18 protein-coding genes and 2 tRNA genes are annotated in these 17,165 nt (G+C 66.7%); 5 read left to right on the top strand and 15 right to left on the bottom strand.

Going from position 1 to position 17,165, the window contains the following annotated elements:
• Positions 1 to 32 precede the first annotated feature (32 nt).
• Positions 33 to 2,354 (top strand): ATP-binding protein, encoded by a 2,322-nt coding sequence (locus tag ACOZHM_RS05285; protein ID WP_421568118.1) that lies wholly within the window; start codon positions 33 to 35, stop codon positions 2,352 to 2,354.
• A gap of 1 nt (position 2,355) precedes the next feature.
• On the opposite strand, the gene bfr is transcribed toward ACOZHM_RS05285, so the two are convergent.
• From bfr to ACOZHM_RS05265, 4 genes are all read right to left on the bottom strand, one after another.
• Positions 2,356 to 2,826, bottom strand: a complete 471-nt coding sequence (gene bfr, locus ACOZHM_RS05280) for a bacterioferritin (protein WP_214904479.1) — start codon at positions 2,824 to 2,826, stop codon at positions 2,356 to 2,358.
• Positions 2,827 to 3,199: 373 nt separating this feature from the next.
• The gene (locus ACOZHM_RS05275) at positions 3,200 to 3,409 is read right to left on the bottom strand and encodes a bacterioferritin-associated ferredoxin (RefSeq protein ID WP_313345311.1); all 210 of its coding nucleotides are present in this window, start codon (positions 3,407 to 3,409) and stop codon (positions 3,200 to 3,202) included.
• Between the two features lie 183 nt (positions 3,410 to 3,592).
• Positions 3,593 to 3,667 (bottom strand) — tRNA-Gln (locus ACOZHM_RS05270).
• 49 nt (positions 3,668 to 3,716) lie between these two features.
• Positions 3,717 to 3,793: transfer RNA gene (locus tag ACOZHM_RS05265), tRNA-Met, on the bottom strand.
• Positions 3,794 to 3,914: 121 nt separating this feature from the next.
• Between ACOZHM_RS05265 and ACOZHM_RS05260 the strand changes: the two genes are divergently transcribed.
• A complete protein-coding gene (locus ACOZHM_RS05260) occupies positions 3,915 to 4,550 on the top strand; it encodes an RNA pyrophosphohydrolase (RefSeq protein WP_421567956.1) in 636 nt (211 codons plus the stop codon).
• A 100-nt stretch (positions 4,551 to 4,650) separates the two neighbouring features.
• Here the strand turns inward: ACOZHM_RS05260 and rpsI are convergent, their stop codons facing one another.
• The gene (gene rpsI, locus ACOZHM_RS05255; protein WP_017354549.1) at positions 4,651 to 5,043 is read right to left on the bottom strand and encodes a 30S ribosomal protein S9; all 393 of its coding nucleotides are present in this window, start codon (positions 5,041 to 5,043) and stop codon (positions 4,651 to 4,653) included.
• 2 nt (positions 5,044 to 5,045) lie between these two features.
• Positions 5,046 to 5,474 (bottom strand): 50S ribosomal protein L13, encoded by a 429-nt coding sequence (gene rplM / locus ACOZHM_RS05250; protein WP_017354548.1) that lies wholly within the window; start codon positions 5,472 to 5,474, stop codon positions 5,046 to 5,048.
• Between the two features lie 182 nt (positions 5,475 to 5,656).
• Here rplM and coq7 point away from each other — a divergent pair, with 182 nt between their 5' ends.
• Complete coding sequence (coq7, locus tag ACOZHM_RS05245; protein ID WP_421567955.1) at positions 5,657 to 6,301, top strand: 2-polyprenyl-3-methyl-6-methoxy-1,4-benzoquinone monooxygenase; 645 nt, start codon at positions 5,657 to 5,659, stop codon at positions 6,299 to 6,301.
• Between the two features lie 43 nt (positions 6,302 to 6,344).
• Here the strand turns inward: coq7 and ACOZHM_RS05240 are convergent, their stop codons facing one another.
• Together ACOZHM_RS05240 and speD are read right to left on the bottom strand one after the other, a co-directional pair.
• Positions 6,345 to 6,662, bottom strand: coding sequence for a DMT family transporter (locus ACOZHM_RS05240; RefSeq protein WP_421567954.1), 318 nt, complete (start codon positions 6,660 to 6,662; stop codon positions 6,345 to 6,347).
• 171 nt (positions 6,663 to 6,833) lie between these two features.
• Positions 6,834 to 7,628 (bottom strand): adenosylmethionine decarboxylase, encoded by a 795-nt coding sequence (speD, locus tag ACOZHM_RS05235; protein ID WP_017354544.1) that lies wholly within the window; start codon positions 7,626 to 7,628, stop codon positions 6,834 to 6,836.
• Between the two features lie 171 nt (positions 7,629 to 7,799).
• Here speD and crp point away from each other — a divergent pair, with 171 nt between their 5' ends.
• Both crp and ACOZHM_RS05225 read left to right on the top strand, forming a co-directional pair.
• Positions 7,800 to 8,465, top strand: coding sequence for a cAMP-activated global transcriptional regulator CRP (gene crp, locus ACOZHM_RS05230; RefSeq protein ID WP_313345323.1), 666 nt, complete (start codon positions 7,800 to 7,802; stop codon positions 8,463 to 8,465).
• Between the two features lie 77 nt (positions 8,466 to 8,542).
• On the top strand, positions 8,543 to 9,304 hold the full coding sequence (locus tag ACOZHM_RS05225) for a sulfite exporter TauE/SafE family protein (protein ID WP_421567953.1): 762 nt from the start codon (positions 8,543 to 8,545) through the stop codon (positions 9,302 to 9,304).
• A gap of 47 nt (positions 9,305 to 9,351) precedes the next feature.
• On the opposite strand, the gene ACOZHM_RS05220 is transcribed toward ACOZHM_RS05225, so the two are convergent.
• From ACOZHM_RS05220 to ACOZHM_RS05190, 7 genes are all read right to left on the bottom strand, one after another.
• On the bottom strand, positions 9,352 to 10,065 hold the full coding sequence (locus tag ACOZHM_RS05220) for a haloacid dehalogenase-like hydrolase (RefSeq protein WP_421567951.1): 714 nt from the start codon (positions 10,063 to 10,065) through the stop codon (positions 9,352 to 9,354).
• Positions 10,062 to 10,865, bottom strand: a complete 804-nt coding sequence (gene trpC / locus ACOZHM_RS05215) for an indole-3-glycerol phosphate synthase TrpC (RefSeq protein WP_421567950.1) — start codon at positions 10,863 to 10,865, stop codon at positions 10,062 to 10,064. Before trpC ends, ACOZHM_RS05220 begins: the two co-directional genes overlap by 4 nt.
• Positions 10,866 to 10,929: 64 nt before the next feature.
• Complete coding sequence (gene trpD / locus ACOZHM_RS05210; RefSeq protein WP_421567948.1) at positions 10,930 to 11,967, bottom strand: anthranilate phosphoribosyltransferase; 1,038 nt, start codon at positions 11,965 to 11,967, stop codon at positions 10,930 to 10,932.
• Positions 11,968 to 11,998: 31 nt separating this feature from the next.
• A complete protein-coding gene (locus tag ACOZHM_RS05205) occupies positions 11,999 to 12,577 on the bottom strand; it encodes an anthranilate synthase component II (RefSeq protein ID WP_421567946.1) in 579 nt (192 codons plus the stop codon).
• Between the two features lie 2 nt (positions 12,578 to 12,579).
• Positions 12,580 to 13,371, bottom strand: a complete 792-nt coding sequence (locus ACOZHM_RS05200; protein WP_421567944.1) for an SIMPL domain-containing protein — start codon at positions 13,369 to 13,371, stop codon at positions 12,580 to 12,582.
• 65 nt (positions 13,372 to 13,436) lie between these two features.
• Positions 13,437 to 14,912, bottom strand: a complete 1,476-nt coding sequence (gene trpE / locus ACOZHM_RS05195) for an anthranilate synthase component I (protein ID WP_421567943.1) — start codon at positions 14,910 to 14,912, stop codon at positions 13,437 to 13,439.
• Positions 14,913 to 15,133: 221 nt separating this feature from the next.
• Positions 15,134 to 17,059, bottom strand: a complete 1,926-nt coding sequence (locus ACOZHM_RS05190; RefSeq protein ID WP_421567942.1) for an XVIPCD domain-containing protein — start codon at positions 17,057 to 17,059, stop codon at positions 15,134 to 15,136.
• Positions 17,060 to 17,165 lie beyond the last annotated feature (106 nt).

The following is a 17,165-nucleotide window of genomic DNA, read 5'->3' as shown; positions in this document are numbered from 1 at the left end:
CAGCCCACGGACGGGTTCCCCTCGCACTGTGGCTGGCCGCGATCGCGGCCGCGCTTGCCGCCACCGCCAGCGGCATGGCGGCGGCCGGCGCCAACGGGCCGTGGGCGATCATTGCCGCCGGCACTGCAGCGGTAAGCCTGGTAGCCGCACTGGTCGGCGTCAGCCGCTGGCGCGAACTGCAGGCGCAACTGGCCCTGATGCAGCGCCGCAGCGAGGCCGTGGCCGGCGAACGCGACCACCTGCAGCGCGCCGTGCACCAGCAGGACATGCTGGAACAGGAGCTGTTGCAGGCCAAGCAGGCGGCCGAGGCCGCGGCGCTGGCCAAGGGCGAGTTCCTGGCCACCATGAGCCATGAGATCCGCACCCCGCTCAACGGCATCCTGCCGATGCTGGATCTGATCGCCGGAGGCCAGCTCGGCACCGACCAGCGGCAGATGCTGGCCACGGCAACGGTCAGCTCGCAGCAGCTGTTGCGCATCGTGGACGACATCCTCGATTACTCGCGCCTGGAGGCCAAAGGCCTCGACCTCGAAATCACCACGTTCAACCTGCGCGAGCTGCTGGAGGGCATCGTCCAGCTGATGCAACGCAGCGCCGAGGCCAAGGGCCTGGGCGTGTCGCTGGAACTGGACCCGGCGGTGCGGCTGTCGGTGCGCGGCGACCCGGTGCGGTTGCGCCAGGTGCTGGGCAACCTGATGGTCAATGCCATCAAGTTCACCGAACGCGGCCAGATCCGGGTGCGGGTCACGCGCCAGGGCGAAACGGCCAGCCAACACCAGCTGCGTTTCGAGGTGATCGACACCGGCATCGGCATCGACGGCAGTCTGCAGGCACGCCTGTTCCAGTCCTTCAGCCAGGCCGATGCCTCGACCACCCGCATCTACGGCGGCACCGGGCTGGGCCTGGCCATCTGCAGGCGCATCATCGACCTGATGCAGGGCAGCATCGGCGTGAGCTCCACCCCGCGCCACGGCTCCACCTTCTGGTTCGAGATTCCGCTGCTGAAGGTGGCGGGCGATCTGCCGGCCGCGCCCGCCACCACGCGCGCGCTGCTGGTCAGCGAAGACCCATTGCTGGTGCAGCGCCTGCAGCGCGTGCTGCAGCATCACGACATCCGCCTGCATACGGTGGACAGCGCCTCGGCCGCGCAGGACATCCTGCGCGCGCCCGTGCGCCCGGGCATCGAACCGGACCTGGTGTGGGTGATCGCCGACACCCATGCGCTGCGCCACGGCGCCACCGCGCTGCACCGCGCGGTGCTGCACGATACCCGCACGCCCGCACCGCGCCTGCTATGGCTGCAGGGCGACGAGCCGCTGGCCGCGCTGCTGCGCGAGAACACGCACGTACTGCCGCGCGATGCCGGCGACGTCGAACTGCACACGCTGCTGCGCCCGGCGGTGGTCAGCGCGCGCCCGGCACCGCTGCTGGCCAGCGTGGAGCCCTACAGCGGCCCGGTGGAGGCGCCGCAGCTGGGCCTGCGCCTGCTGCTGGTGGAAGACAACAGCGTCAACCTGCTGGTCGCCCAGCGCCTGCTGCAGGTGCTCGGCTGCACCGTCACCACCGCCACCGATGGCGAGCAGGGCCTGCAGCAACTGCAGACCCGCGCATTCGACCTGGTGCTGATGGATTGCCAGATGCCGGTGCTGGACGGCTACAGCGCCACCCGCCGCTGGCGCGAACAGGAAGCCGCGCAGGGCCGCACCCGCCTGCCGATCGTGGCGATGACCGCCAACGCGATGGCCGGCGACCGCGAGCGCTGCCTGCAGGCAGGCATGGACGACTACCTGTCCAAGCCGGTCAACCGCGAGTCGCTGCAGGCCTGCCTGCTGCGCTGGCAGTTCACCATGGAAGACAACGCGGCAGACCTGCGCAATGCTCCCCCGCTCCCGCCGGTCGCCCCCGCCGCTGTGCCGGTGCTGGCAGCGGTGCCCACGCCGTTGCCGCCACCGTTGCCGCTGCTGGTCGCAGACGACGGTAGCGAAGATGGCACACCCGGGGTGCTCGACAGCGGCGTGCTGGACGAGCTGCAGGAGGTGATCGGTGCGGAGACGGCCAACATCATCGGCGTGTTCCTGGAAGACACCCCGCCGTTGATCCGGCAGCTGCAGGACGCCTCGGTTGCCGGCGACCTGGAGAAGCTGCGCGCACTGGCACACAGCCTCAAGTCGGCGAGTGCGAATGTGGGCGCGATGGCGCTGTCGGTGGCCGCACGTCGGATCGAACACGACGCACGCGCCGGCACGCTGGAGCGCCCGGCCGTGGCCGTGGCGCTGCTGATTGCCGAATACGCGCGGGCGCGGCTGGCGCTGGCTGGCTACCAGGCCAGCGTGCGCGCCACCGCCGCGCGGTGACTCATTCTTCCAGCTTGGTGAGCAGGTAGTTCGGCTCGCCGATGCGCTCGATCAGCTCCAGCTGGGTTTCCAGCCAGTCGATGTGTTCTTCCTCGTTGTCGAGGATCTTCACGAACAGCTGGCGGCTGACGTAATCGCCGACCGAATCGGCGTAGGCCACCGCATCGCGCAGCGTGACGGTGCCCTCGCGCTCCAGCGCCAGATCGCACTGCAGGATCTCGGTGGGGTTCTCGCCGATGCGCAGCTTGCCCAGCGCCTGGAAGTTCGGCAGTCCTTCAAGGAACAGGATGCGATCGGACAGCACGTCGGCGTGCTTCATCTCCTCGATCGATTCCTTGTATTCGTGTTCGGCCAGTTCCTTCAGACCCCAGTTCTTCAGCATCTTGGCATGCAGGAAGTACTGGTTGATCGCGGTCAGCTCGTTGTAGAGGACCTTGTTGAGGAATTCGATGACCTTGGCGTCGCCCTTCATGACCGTGCTCCTGCAGCGTGAAAACGCCGGCACTGTAACGCGTTGCGTGCGCCGATGAAGGAACGCGAATCAACCTTAGTTGCGCAACCTGCCGGGAAGGCGTTCCATTCAGACCGCGTGAAATCCGCGGGAGGGCAGCTCCCTGCTCCAGCGTGGATGCTGGTGGAAGCGACTGAGTAGATGACTCGCGAACCGATTGCGGAAACCGACGGTGGGGAACCGACTGTGGGATACCGACTGGGTAGAGCCGACTGTTAGTCGGCTGGCGGTTTGCGTGGACGTCCGGGAAGAGCAGCCGACTAACAGTCGGCTCTACCCAGTCGGACCAGTCGGAACAGTCGGACCAGTCGGCCCTTCGGACGTCGGCGTTGCGTCAGGCGACCTGCGCCAGCCCCAGAACGGGCAATGGCAGATCGTGGGTGTTGCGGGCCTTGGCCAGCAGGTCGGCCGCCATGTCCAGGCAGGAGCCGCAGGTGGCGCCGCAACCGGTGCGCATGGTCAGCTCGGACACGCTGGCGACACCGCTGAGGGCGGCTTCGCGGATCTGATGGTCGGTAACCCCGTTGCAGATGCAGACGTACACGTGCGGACTCGGCAGACAGGCCCGGATCGGCCTGGGGCTATTCCAATCGAAACGCGAATCGTTGTCAATTTCGTATCTGAATCATTCTCGATACGGTTCAGCCAGCCCGTTCAGAGGGGCCTTCTCCCAGGAGCGCTGAGCACAAAAAAAGAGACCGATCTTTCGATCGGTCTCTTTCGTATTTGGCTGCCCCGGATGGATTCGAACCACCGAATGCCTGAGTCAGAGTCAGGTGCCTTACCGCTTGGCGACGGGGCAAAATGTGCGTGCGATTATTGCACTTTTTCACTAGGAAACCAAGCGAACTTGGTGGCTATGGGTGGACTCGAACCACCGACCCCAGCATTATGAGTGCTGTGCTCTAACCGGCTGAGCTACATAGCCCTGGTGAGCCGGCAATTCTGGAGATGTAAACGGGATCTGTCAACACCTTTTCATCACGCTTGTGAGTGGGCAGCGGGCGTGTCACAGTCCTGACCAGTAGATTTTTCTAGGAGTCCGCATCGTGATCGATCCGGACGGCTATCGACCGAACGTCGGCATTGTGCTGATGCGGCAGGACGGGCAGGTGTTCTGGGCACGACGTGTGCGCCGGGATGGCTGGCAGTTCCCGCAGGGTGGCATGAATACTGACGAGACGCCTGTCGAAGCCATGTATCGCGAGTTGCATGAAGAAACCGGACTGTTGCCAGAGCACGTAGAAGTGCTGGGTGCGACACCGGGCTGGCTGCGCTATCGGTTGCCGGCACGTGCCATCCGTCGCAATGAGCGGCAGGTCTGCATCGGCCAGAAGCAGGTCTGGTTCCTGCTGCGCCTGTCGGGCGACGAATCGCACGTGAAACTGGACCACACCGACAGCCCCGAGTTCGATCAGTGGCGCTGGGTGGATTTCTGGTACCCGGTCGAGCATGTGGTGATGTTCAAGCGCGGGGTTTACGCGCGGGCCCTGCGCCACCTGGCGCCCTTGGCGCGTGGCGTGGCCGGTACCGGCGTGGACACCATGCCCAAGTCCGCCCAGGAAGCGTGGATGCCCGGGCATGCGGCCGGGCACGACCGCCCGCGCAAGCGCGCCCCGGCACCCAAGCGCGGCGGCGGCTACTGGCCCCGCAGCAAGGCCAAGGGCGACCCGGGCGCGGTGTGATCGCCCCCGGTTCTGCTGAAACGACAAAAGCCCGGCCGAAGCCGGGCTTTTGCTTTCCTCCCAGCGGGATCCCGAGGGATCCCACGCCAGGCGCGATGGATCAGCGCTTGGAGAACTGGGTGGCGCGACGTGCCTTGTGCAGGCCGACCTTCTTACGCTCGACTTCACGGGCGTCACGGGTCATGAAGCCAGCCTTGCGCAGCTCGGACTTCAGGGTTTCGTCGTACTCGACCAGCGCGCGGGCGATGCCCAGGCGGATCGCACCGGCCTGGCCGGTGGTGCCGCCGCCAGCGGCGGTGACCATGATGTCGAACGATTCGGTGTTCTTGGTCAGTTCCAGCGGCTGACGCACGATCATGCGTGCAGTCTCACGGCCAAAGAACTCGTCCAGCGGACGGCCGTTGACGGTGATGTTGCCGGCGCCCTTGCGCAGGAACACGCGGGCGGTGGAGGACTTGCGGCGGCCGGTGCCGTAGTTTTGCGTGATAGCCATGATTAGATATCCAGAACCTGAGGCTGCTGAGCGGCGTGCGGGTGCTCGGAACCCGAGTACACCTTGAGCTTGCGGTACATGGCGCGGCCCAGCGGGCCCTTCGGCAGCATGCCCTTGACGGCGGTTTCGATGACGCGCTCCGGGTGGCGCTCCAGCGCCTGGGCCAGAGTTTCGGTCTTCAGGTTGCCGATGTAGCCAGTGAAGCGGTGGTACAGCTTGTCCTGCAGCTTGTTGCCGGTGACGGCAATCTTTTCTGCATTGATGACAACCAGGTAATCACCGGTATCAACGTGGGGGGTGTAAACCGGCTTGTGCTTGCCGCGCAGACGGCGGGCCAGCTCGGTGGACAGACGGCCCAGCGTCTTGCCGGAGGCGTCGACGAGATACCAGTCGCGCTGGACGGTCTCGGACTTTGCAGTGAAAGTGCTCATGGAAGAACTCAAGTAGGTCGGGCTCATTACGGCGTTGAAGCGGCCGCAACTCTGCCACGCGTTGTGAAGAGGCGGGATTGTACTGGCCATTCGCCCCACATGCAAATCGCCCGGCGTCACGGGTTGGCAGGCTGGCCCTATGGGGCGAGAATCGCTGATCCCCTGCCGCGATGCCCACCCGCATGACCGCGTTCCGCCAGATCACCCCGCTCGACCACCTGCTGACCGAGGCCCAGCGCGCCCTGGACACAGTGTTCGGCAACCCGCCGGCCAGCCGCCCCTATCCGGCCGAGGCGACCCCGGACGCCCCGATGCCCGCCCCGGCCCGCCGCCATGCGGCCGGCCTGATGCGCATCAACCATGTGGGCGAGGTGTGCGCCCAGGGCCTGTACTTCGGCCAGGCCGCCGTGGCCCGGGAGCCGGAAACCCGCGCGCACCTGCTTGAAGCCGCCCAGGAAGAGACCGACCACCTGGCCTGGTGCGCGCAGCGCCTGCGCGAACTGGACAGCCGCCCCAGCCTGTTCAACCCGATCTGGTATGCCGGCAGCTACACCATCGGCACCCTGGCCGGGCTGCGCGGCGACGGCTGGAACCTGGGCTTCGTGGTGGAAACCGAACGCCAGGTGGAGGCCCACCTGGACGAGCACCTGGACACCCTGCCCCCGGTGGACCAGCGCAGCCGCGCGATCCTCAAGGTGATGAAGATCGATGAGGCGCGCCACGCCGACCATGCCGAGCACGCCGGCGCCCGCAAGCTGCCGCCGCCGATCCCGGGCGTGATGGCCTTGGCGTCGAAGGTCATGAAGACGATTGCGTACCGGTTGTAGGGCGTAGCACCCTACCGTTGGTAGGGCGACGCCGCAGGCGACCTCAGCCCGAAACGAGCTTCAGGCCGATCACACCGGCCACGATCAGCCCGATGCAGGCCAGGCGCGGGGCCGAGGCGCTGTCGCCGAACAGGAAGATGCCCAGGATGGCCACGCCCAGCGCGCCGATGCCGGTCCAGATCGCGTAGCCGGTGCCCACCGGGATGGTGCGCAGCGCCTGCGTCAGCAGATACAGGCTGATCGCGGCGGAGATGATGGTGGCCACGGTGGGCCAGGGCTTGCTGAAGCCGTCGCTGTACTTCAGGCCAAGGGCGAAGCCGATTTCGAAGATGCCGGCCAGCAGCAGGTAGATCCAGGGCATGGGGGTTGCCTCCTAAACAAAAACAAAACGGCCCGGTGTTTTCACACCGGACCGTCGTCGGTAACGTGCCGTGGAACATTACTTCTGCGCAAAACAGATGTTCCACAGGGCGGGACGTCCCGCCTTGTGCAGCACCGCCCGGGCCGGAGCCCGGACGGGTGTCGCGTGGTCTTACTCGGACAGGTTACGGCCGTGGAACAGCTCTTCGATCTCGCGCTTGAGCAGCGCTTCGATCTTCATGCGTTCCTTGAACGAGATGTTCTTGGCCTTTTCCTCGAACAGGTACTGGTCCAGGTCGAAGTCCTTCAGGTGCATCTTCGTGTGGAAGATGTTTTCCTGGTAGACGTTGACGTCGAACATCTCGTAACGCGACTTGATGTTCTTGGCCAGGAAGTTCTGGATCGAGTTGATCTTGTGATCGATGTAGTGCTTCTTGCCCTTCACGTCACGGGTGAAGCCACGCACGCGGTAGTCCATGATCACGATGTCCGATTCCAGACTCTCGATCAGGTAGTTCAGCGCTTTCAGCGGCGAAATGACGCCACAGGTAGCCACGTCGATGTCGGCGCGGAAGGTCGCGATACCTTCCTGCGGGTGCGTTTCCGGATAGGTGTGCACGGTGATGTGCGACTTGTCCATGTGCGCGACCACGGCGTCGGAGATCAACTCCTTGCCGGCCAGCTTCTTGTCGATCACCGGTTCTTCGGAGATCAGGATCGTCACCGAAGCGCCCTGCGGATCGTAATCCTGGCGCGCGACGTTGAGGATGTTGGCGCCGATGATCTCGGCGACATCGGTCAAGATCTGAGTCAGCCTATCGGCGTTGTACTCTTCATCGATGTATTCAATGTAACGCTGACGCTCCTCTTCGGTGCGGGCGTAACACACGTCATAGATGTTGAAGCTCAGCGCCTTGGTGAGGTTGTTGAAACCCTGCAACCTCAGGCGAGGCAACGGCTTGACCACGGCGGTCGATCCTGTGTGTGGTGGGAAAGGATCAATTATGGGGCAAAGTGATCGGGGGCGAAACTTGCATTGAAACAAGTTGGTGTGTTGGGGTTTGCCCTTAACAACCCTGATCGTTAAGCTCGCGGCATATAGCCGTGAATTGTTCATGAGCAAAGGGAGCGCCTCAACGTGTCATCTGTGCGCCTTGCCACGAGTCCATTGGCCCTGGATATCGCCACCATTGATCGCTTTCTAGCCCATAGCCACCGTCGCCGCTACCCGGCCCGCACGGACGTTTTCCGGCCTGGCGACCCCGCCGGGACCCTGTACTACGTGATCAGTGGCTCGGTTTCTATAATTGCTGAAGAGGAAGACGACCGTGAGCTGGTCCTCGGCTACTTCGGCTCGGGCGAGTTCGTCGGCGAGATGGGCCTGTTCGTGGAGTCGGACCGCCGCGAGGTCATCCTGCGCACCCGGACCCCGTGCGAGCTGGCCGAAATCAGCTACGAGCGGCTGCACCAGCTGTTCCTGGGCCCGCTGTCGGCCGACGCCCCGCGGTTGCTGTACGCGCTGGGGCAGCAGATCTCCAAGCGCCTGCTGGACACCAGCCGCAAGGCCAGCCGCCTGGCCTTCCTGGACGTCACCGACCGGATCGTGCGCACCCTGCACGACCTGGCCCGCGAACCGGAGGCCATGAGCCACCCGCAGGGCACCCAGCTGCGCGTCTCGCGCCAGGAGCTGGCCCGCCTGGTCGGCTGCTCGCGTGAAATGGCCGGCCGCGTGCTGAAGAAGCTGCAAAGCGATGGGCTGCTGCATGCGCGGGGCAAGACCGTCGTGCTGTACGGCACCCGCTGAGCTCGGTTGCCGGCCCACGGCCGGCGCCACCGCTGGGGATGACAGCGCCGTTCACGCGCTGTCGCTAGGCTGAAGGCATGACACCTGGCAGCGAATTCTATTGGTTCATCCTGATCGGGCTTGGCGCGCAGCTGGTCGATGGCGCGCTGGGCATGGCGTTCGGCCTGGTCTCGTCCTCGGTGATGCTGAGCATGGGCCTGCCGCCAGCGGCGGTCAGCGCCAGCGTGCACACCGCCGAAGTCTTCACGACCGGGGCCTCGGGGGTCTCGCACCTGGTCGCCGGCAACGTGGACCGGCGGCTGTTCCTGCGCCTGGCCCTGCCCGGCGCCGTGGGTGGAATCGTCGGCGCCTATGTGCTGACCCAGCTGCCCGGTGACGCCATACGACCCTTCATCTACGCCTACCTGCTGGTCCTGGCGATCTTCATCCTGCTGCGCGCGGCCGGGCGGCTGGTTCCCCGGCAGGAAGTGAAGCGCGTGCCGGTGCTGGGCTTCTTCGCGGGGCTGCTGGACGCCAGCGGTGGTGGCGGCTGGGGCCCGGTGGCGACCTCCACGCTGTTGGCGCGCGGCGGTCAGGCCCGGACGACGATCGGCACGGTCAATGCGGCCGAGTTCGTGGTCACCCTGGCGGTCTCCATCACCTTCCTGCTGTCGATGGGGCTGCAGTACCTCAACATCGTGGCCGGCCTGCTGATCGGCGGCATGATGGCCGCACCGCTGGCGGCCGTGCTGGTGAAGCGGGTCAAGGAGCGCTGGGTGCTGGTGGCCGTGGGCGTGCTGGTGCTGTCGATCAGCCTGTTCCAGATTGGCCGGGCGATGCACGGGTGGCTTGGGGCGTAATGCCCTTCGCCGGCATCGCGCGGGCCGGCCAAGGCGGAATCGGGATTTTACCGGTCGCCGCCGCGGTCCAGGCAGCCCCAGTTGAGGATGCGGGTACCGGGCTTGAGCACCTTGCGGAAGTAGTCCACGCGCGACATCTTCGGGTTCACCACCACCGGCTCCCTGGCCGCCAGCAGCAGCGGCAGGTCGGCGGTGCTGTCCGAGTAGGCCACGTCGATATCGCCATAGCCGCGCTCGCGCAGCATGCGCATCTTCTCTTCGTTGTGGCAGTGGCGGGTGGCGCCCACCGCACCGAAGCGCGGCCCCACCTCGCTGCCGATCACCGGCACGCCCTGGTGGGCGACGAAGGCCAGGATGGCCCGCGCCAGCTCCGGCGGCGCGCCGGTGGCAACCACCACGCGGTCGCCCTGCGCCCGATGCGCGGCGAAGACCTCCAACGCCTGCGGCAGCAGCTTGGCGCGCAGCTGCGCCTCGTGCTTGAGCACGTACGCGTCGATGACCCGATTGAAATCACGCGCGCGGTGCAGCCCGAACGTGGCGATCCAGACATAGGCCGAGATGCCGCGGCGGCGGGTGGGCAGCATCGCCACCAGCGGCCCGGCGATCGGCGTGACCAGCAACGCCGCCAGCAACCGCAACGGATTGCGCTTGATCAGCGAGGCGAACAGGTGGCTGCCGGAATCGCCGTCGTACAGGGTGTGGTCGAAGTCGAAGACCACCAGCGGCGCGTCATCACGCGGAGTCGGGTAGATCGCAGTCATGCGCTGAAGAATAGCTGACGCAGGCCTTCGCCGGGCTCTTCGACCCGCATGAAGGCCTCGCCCACCAGGAAGGCATGCACCCCGGCGTTGCGCATCAGGCTTACATCGTCCGGGCCGAGGATGCCGCTCTCGGTCACCAGCAGGCGGTCGCGCGGTACCGCCTGGCGCATGTCCAGCGTGGTCTGCAGCGACACCTCGAAGGTGCGCAGGTTGCGGTTGTTGATGCCAATCAACGGCACCGGCACCTGGATGGCGCGCTCAAGCTCGTCGATGTCATGCACCTCCACCAGCACGTCCATGCCCAGCTGCATGGCCAGGTCGGAAAGCTCGGCCAGCTGGCGGTCTTCCAGCGCGGCCACGATCAGCAGGATGCAGTCCGCGCCGAGCACGCGGGCTTCGTAGACCTGGTAGGCATCGATCACGAAGTCCTTGCGCAGCACCGGCAGGGTGCACGCCTCGCGCGCCTGCTGCAGGTAGGCATCGGAACCCTGGAAGAAATCCACGTCGGTCAGCACCGACAGGCAGCTGGCGCCGCCGAATTCGTAGCTGACCGCGATGTCGGCCGGGTGGAAGTCCGGGCGGATCACGCCCTTGGACGGGCTGGCCTTCTTCACCTCGGCGATGACCGCCGGGTTGCCGGCCGCGATCGAGGCGCGCAGCGCGTCGGTGAAACCGCGCACGGGCGAGGCATCGGCCAGGCGCGCCTGCAGCGTTTCCAGGGGTACCCGGGCACGGCGCTCGGCCACTTCGACGGCCTTGCGGGCCAGGATGGTCTCGAGGATGTCGCTCTTGTCGCTCATGTCGTTCGGGGTCCTTCAGGGCGGCCATTATCGGCCAGCCACGGGCACGGCGTGAAGGCGGGGCTCAGCCCGCGGCGCGGATGCGGCGGGTGGCGTCGACGTATTCCAGCATGCGCTGGCGCGCGCTGCCGTCGGCAATGGCGGCGCGGGCGCGGGCCAGGCCGTCGGCGATGCTGCTGGCCACGCCCGCCACGTACAGCGCTGCGCCCGCATTGAGCGCCACGATGTCCAGTGCCGGGCCCGGCTGGTTGTCCAGCACCCCGCGCAGCATCGCGATCGACTCCTCCGGCCCGCTCACCTTGAGGTTGCGGCTGGCCGACATGGCGATGCCGAAGTCCTCCGGGTGGATCTCGTATTCGCGCACTTTGCCGTCGCGCAGCTCACCCACCAGGGTGCCGGCGCCGAGCGAGATTTCATCCATGTTGTCGCGGCCCCACACCACCAGCGCGCGCTCGGCGCCGAGCTCGCGCAGCACGCGCGCCTGGATGCCGACCAGGTCGGAGTGGAACACGCCCATCAGCACGTTGGTGGCCCCGACCGGATTGGTCAGCGGCCCGAGGATGTTGAAGATGGTGCGCACGCCCATCTCGCGGCGGACCGGCGCCACGACCTTCATTGCCGGGTGGTGCATGGGCGCGAACATGAAGCCGATTCCGGTTTCACTGATCGCACGGGCCACCTCTTCTGGCCGCAGTTCGATGATCGCGCCCAGCGCCTCGACCGCATCGGCGCTGCCGGACTTGGACGACACGCTGCGGTTGCCATGCTTGGCCACCTTCGCGCCGGCCGCAGCCACCACGAACATCGCGCAGGTGGAGATGTTGAAGGTGTGCGAGCCGTCGCCGCCGGTACCGACGATATCGATCAGGTGGGTGCGGTCCTCGACCGGCACCGCCAGCGCCAGCTCGCGCATCACCGTGGCCGCACCGGCGATCTCACCCACGGTTTCCTTCTTGACCCGCAGGCCGGTGAGGATCGCGGCGGTCATCACCGGCGAGACCTCGCCACGCATCACCTGGCGCATCAGATCGACCATCTCGTCGAAGAAGATTTCGCGGTGTTCGATGGTGCGCTGCAGGGCTTCCTGGGGGGAGAAGGTCATGTGGGTTCCTTTGCGATGCGGGTGCGGCGCCTCAGCGCTGCAGGAAGTTCTTCAGCAGGGCGTGGCCATGCTCGGTAAGGATCGATTCCGGGTGGAACTGCACGCCTTCCACTGGGTACTCGCGGTGGCGCAGTCCCATGATCTCCTCGACCGTGCCGTCTTCGTTCTCGGTCCAGGCGGTCACTTCCAGGCAGTCCGGCAGCGTGGTCTTGTCCACCACCAGCGAGTGGTAGCGCGTGGCCTGGTAGCGGTCCGGCAGGCCGGCGAACACGCCCTTGCCCTGGTGGCGGATGGACGAGGTCTTGCCGTGCATGATGGTGCCGGCGCGGATCACATCGCCGCCGTACACCTGGCCGATGCCCTGGTGGCCCAGGCACACGCCGAGAATCGGCGTGGTTGGGCCGAGCCGGCGGATCAGCTCCAGCGACACGCCCGCTTCGTTGGGCGTGCACGGGCCGGGCGAGATCACGATGCGCTCGGGGGCGAGCGCGGCGATCTCATCGACGCTCAGGGCGTCATTGCGCACCACCTTGACCTCGGCACCCAGCGTCTGCAGGTACTGCACGAGGTTGTAGGTGAAGCTGTCGTAGTTGTCGAGCATCAACAACATGATCAGGATCCGTCTTTGATGAGGAAAATGGCGTACACGTTTTCGGTGTACGTGATGGGGGCCGCTGTCAGAAGTTCGCCCGGCGCCGTGGCCCGATAGCGCGAACCCGTGACGCCTATCCTGTCGAGCGCCGACGCATCCCCACTGGCGAAGCGGTCGCCGTCGTCGGGATGCTTGGGCCACGTCCCCGCCTGCACGCCATACGCGAAGCTCGGCGCCACGTCGGAGATGCTGTACAGCCCGGTGATCTTGGCGCCGTAGGCGCCCGCCAGGCCCGTGGCCGAGGCGCGGGTCTGCGCCGCTGCTTCGGCCTTCAGCTCCGCGCGCAGCTTGCCTTCGCCCGAGTAGGTTGGCTCTGCGGTGGTCACCTGCACTTCGCGACTTGCCTTGAGGTCGCGCAGGAACGCCTGAAGCGCGGCAGCGTCGGCGAACTCGGCCTTGAGCTCTCGGCTGGCCGATGTGCCGTTGAACACTTCTTCGTCGTTGCGGTAGCGCGTGGACGGCTTGATGCTGAGGTTGTCGGCGCGCACGCTGCTCTCGATGGCGCCGTGCTCGGCGAACAGTTTCAGCACGCGTTCGACATTGCCCTGCACCCGGCCACGCGCAACGTCGGTCTGCATGTCGATCGACTCCAGCCCGACCTCCACGCTGAACCGGTCGGGCATCACCGTGCGGGTCGCGCTGCCTTTGACCAACAGGTGCGGTTCGGACGGAACGGTGTTGGCCTGCGCCCACACGTTCGGGGCCACCATGGCCAGCGTCGACGACAGCAGCAGTGCGTGCAGCAGCTTCATGCGGTTGATCCTTGTCGGGTGATGGATGCAGCGAACGCCGTGGCCCAGGCCGCGGCACGGAAACGTTACAGGCCCTTGGCGGCCTGGGCGACGGCACGGAACAGGGCGCGACCCTTGTTCATGGTCTCGTCCCACTCCTTGCCCGGGTCCGAGTCATAGACGATGCCGGCGCCGGCCTGCACGTGCAGGCGGCCGTCCTTGATCACTGCGGTGCGGATCGCGATGGCCGTGTCCGCATCGCCGTGCCAGCCGATGTAGCCGATGCTGCCGGCGTAGACATTGCGCTTGATCGGCTCCAGTTCGCGGATGACTTCCAGCGCGCGGATCTTCGGTGCGCCGCTGACCGTGCCCGCCGGGAAGGTGGCGCGCAGCACATCGGCGTAACTCAGGCCGGGCTGCAGCTGGCCGGTCACTTCGCTGACGATATGCATGACGTGGCTGTAGCGCTCGATCACGAACTGTTCGCCCACTTCCACGGTGCCGGCCTTGGACACGCGGCCGGCGTCGTTGCGGCCCAGGTCGATCAGCATCAGGTGCTCGGCGCGCTCCTTCGGATCGGCCAGCAGTTCGGCTTCCAGCGCGTTGTCCTCTTCCACCGTCGCGCCACGCGGGCGGGTGCCGGCGATCGGGCGCACGGTGACTTCACCGTCCTGCAGACGGACCAGGATTTCCGGCGAGGAGCCCACCACCTGCACGTCGCCGGTATCGAGGAAGTACATGTACGGCGAGGGATTGAGCGCACGCAGCGCACGGTACACATCCACCGGCCGTGCCTTGAACGGCACGCTCAGGCGCTGGCTCAGCACCACCTGGAAGATGTCGCCGGCGCGAATGTATTCCTTGGACTTGTCCACGGCGGCGATGAAGCCCTCGCGGGTGAAGCCCGACACGAAGTCGTTCTCGTCCAGCACGTCGCGGGTGATCGGCACCGGGTAGCCCGCGCCGGGCGCGCGCAGCTTGGCGACCAATGCGTCCAGCCGCCCCTGCGCCTCGTCCCACGCGCCGGGCTGGCCCGGGTCGGCGTGCACGATCAGGTACAGCCGACCCTTGAGGTTGTCGAACACCGCCAGTTCTTCGGAATGCAGCAGCAGGATGTCCGGCGTGCCCAGCTCATCGCGGCCACGCGGCGGCGCCAGGCGCGGCTCGATGTAGCCGATGCACTCGAACCCGAACCAACCCACCAGGCCGCCGGTGAAGCCCGGCAGGCCGGCCAGCTTGGGCACCGAATGGGCGCTGCGCAGCGCTTCAACCTCGGTGAAGGGGTCGGTCACCTCGCGGGTTTCCACCGTCTGGCCGGACTCGCTGATGGTCAGGGTGTGCCCGTGGAAGGCATACACCCGGCGCGCCGGCAGGCCGATGATGGAATAGCGCCCGAAGCGCTCGCCGCCTTCGACCGATTCAAAGAGGTAGGTATGCGGGCCGTCGGCGAGCTTCAGATAGACCGAAAGCGGCGTGTCCAGGTCGGACAGCACTTCGCGGACGACGGGGATGCGGGTGTGGCCTTCAGCGGCCTGCTGCTGGAACTGCTCGAACGTGATCAAGACGACTTTCCTTCCGGGAAACGGCGGTGGCGGGACGGACGACGGCAACAGGCCACCATCGCCACCAACGGCGAGCGGAAGAAAGGGTATGCGGGGTCGTCAGAATGGACACCCGGGGACTGTACCGCATTGGCGGCACTGGATGGAACCCGCCGAAAGGCATCCGGTCAGTACCCGGACGGACCCGGCGGGGTTATTTCCCACCCGCCGGATCCCCGGCCTCAGCCGATCCTGCGGGCGGCCTGATGCTGCTGTTCGTGCTGCTCGGCGCCCAGATCAGCCACCAACGACGGGGCCGCCGCGCCACGTTCCTGCTGGCGGTTGACCTCGGCCACCTGCTCGGTGCTCACGCTGAGCGGCTGCTGGCGGCCGGCCACCACATCAACCTGCGCCAGGTGGCGGTGCACCGAGCTGAGGTCCTGGGTATCGACCGCGAACACGCGGGTGCGGTCCTCGCTGAGGACCACCCGCTCGATGCGCTCCAGGCCTTCCTGCGAGGCCTTGGCCGCCAGCGCTCCGGCCAGCTGGTCGCTCTGCAGGTCGGGCACGCGGTTGTGGGCCACGTCGATGCCGTGCACCCCGGACTGGGCGCCCTGGAACATGTGGTACTGCTTGTGGCTGGGATCGTTGATGCCCACCACCAGGGTGGACGGTTCGGTGGCGATGGCGGCGTGCTTCTCCGCCGGCTGCTGGATGCGCTCGTGCTGCTCCACCAGCTTGCGAGCCTGGGCTTCCTGCTTGATCAGTTCGGCGTCCAGGCTGGGGATGACCGTCTCTTTCATCCCGTGGCGCTGTACGGCCTCGGCAAATGCCGGGCCGATGGTATCGACCAATCGCTTGGTTTCCACAATGTTGCCGACGTTCTGCGGCGTCAGCACAGTGGGCACATAAGTGGCGGCGGCGCCGCGCAGGCCCGCGACCGCACCGCCCACCGACGCAAACACCGCCGGTGCCTGCGCCGTGGTGTTCTTGACCTGGTGCGCAGCGAAGTCATAGCCCTTGTCGACATAGGCGCCCGCTGTCGCGTAGCCATTCTGCAGTTTGCCGGCCACCCACTGGCCGCCATGGTCGATGTTGCTGGCAACCCGCTGGCCCGCAGCACGCGCGGCGTTGGCATCCTCATGCGCGTCGCGGCTGGCGGCGGTGGCACGCGCCTGGCCGGATGCGTGCACGGCATCGGCCCGGCTGTCGAGATCCTTGGCCACGTTGTCGAAGCCCAGCTTGCCGGCACCCCACGACGCCACCGACAGGATGCCGGACTGGGCGCGCGACTCCACCCGGTGCGCCGTGGCTTCGATCATGCCGGTCAGCTCGCGGCCCTGGGCGTACACCGTGGTGGTCGCCTTGGCGCTCACCTGCAGCGTGGTCGAGCCCATGTCGACGACCTTGCCCACCACCATGCCCTGCACCCTAGCCACCTGTTCCACTGCGTCGCCAGTGCGGTCCAGTACATGGGCGGCGGCCGCCCCGCCCTTTTCGACCACTTCGCCCACTACCCGCCCGTTGTGCATGCCGTGCGCGGCAGAGTGCAGCACCTGGGACAGCGGCCCGGCCAGCTCGGCAACCTGACTGGGTGCGTCGGTACGGACGCGGTCCACCAGGTTGTCCTGCGCATCACGGGTCTTGGGATCGAGCACCAGCTCCATGCGCCCCGCAGCGACCGGGATGTCGCGCAATGCCTCATAGCCCGGCTTGGTGGCCAGCTGCTCGACGAACTGCGCGGCCGCGGTCTGCGCGCCCGGCGGCAGCATCTCGCGCATCTTCTCGGCTACCTTGGCCTGCATGAGCGGCTCACGCATCAACATGCTGGCCTCGTTGGCCAGCAGCCCATAGGCATGCCGCTGCTGGTCGTTGAGGCGCCGCATGCCGTTCTGCACATCGTTGAGCACCTCACCGCTGGTCTGGTAGGTATGCACGGTCTGCTGCGGATTGAAGGTGGGTAGACCGTTATCTTTGGCGAAACGCGCGGGCGTGTCGGGGTGCAGGCCGGCCGCGTTGAAGGTAGTGGCACGGGCACCGGTGACGGCGGAGGCGGCGGAGGCCATGCCGCCGCCGAGGGAATGGCCGGCGATTTCGAAGCCGCCCGGCACTTCCCTTTCAATGACCGTGGCAAGTCGCATGGCGCGGTCGTAGTAGTCACTACGCATGCCAATACCCTGCTGCCCGTTGTTGAGAAAATCTTCCCCACCAGACTCCCGTCGCCCCTCCGGCGCGGACGGGTCAATGATCTTGCCAGTCGAGCCCTTGTAGACA

Origin of the sequence: Stenotrophomonas sp. PD6 (assembly GCF_049199305.1) — a bacterium.
In the GTDB taxonomy this organism is placed as follows: domain Bacteria; phylum Pseudomonadota; class Gammaproteobacteria; order Xanthomonadales; family Xanthomonadaceae; genus Stenotrophomonas.
The sequence above is the reverse complement of the archived record's forward strand: the minus strand, read 5'-3'. Positions and strand labels throughout refer to the sequence as shown.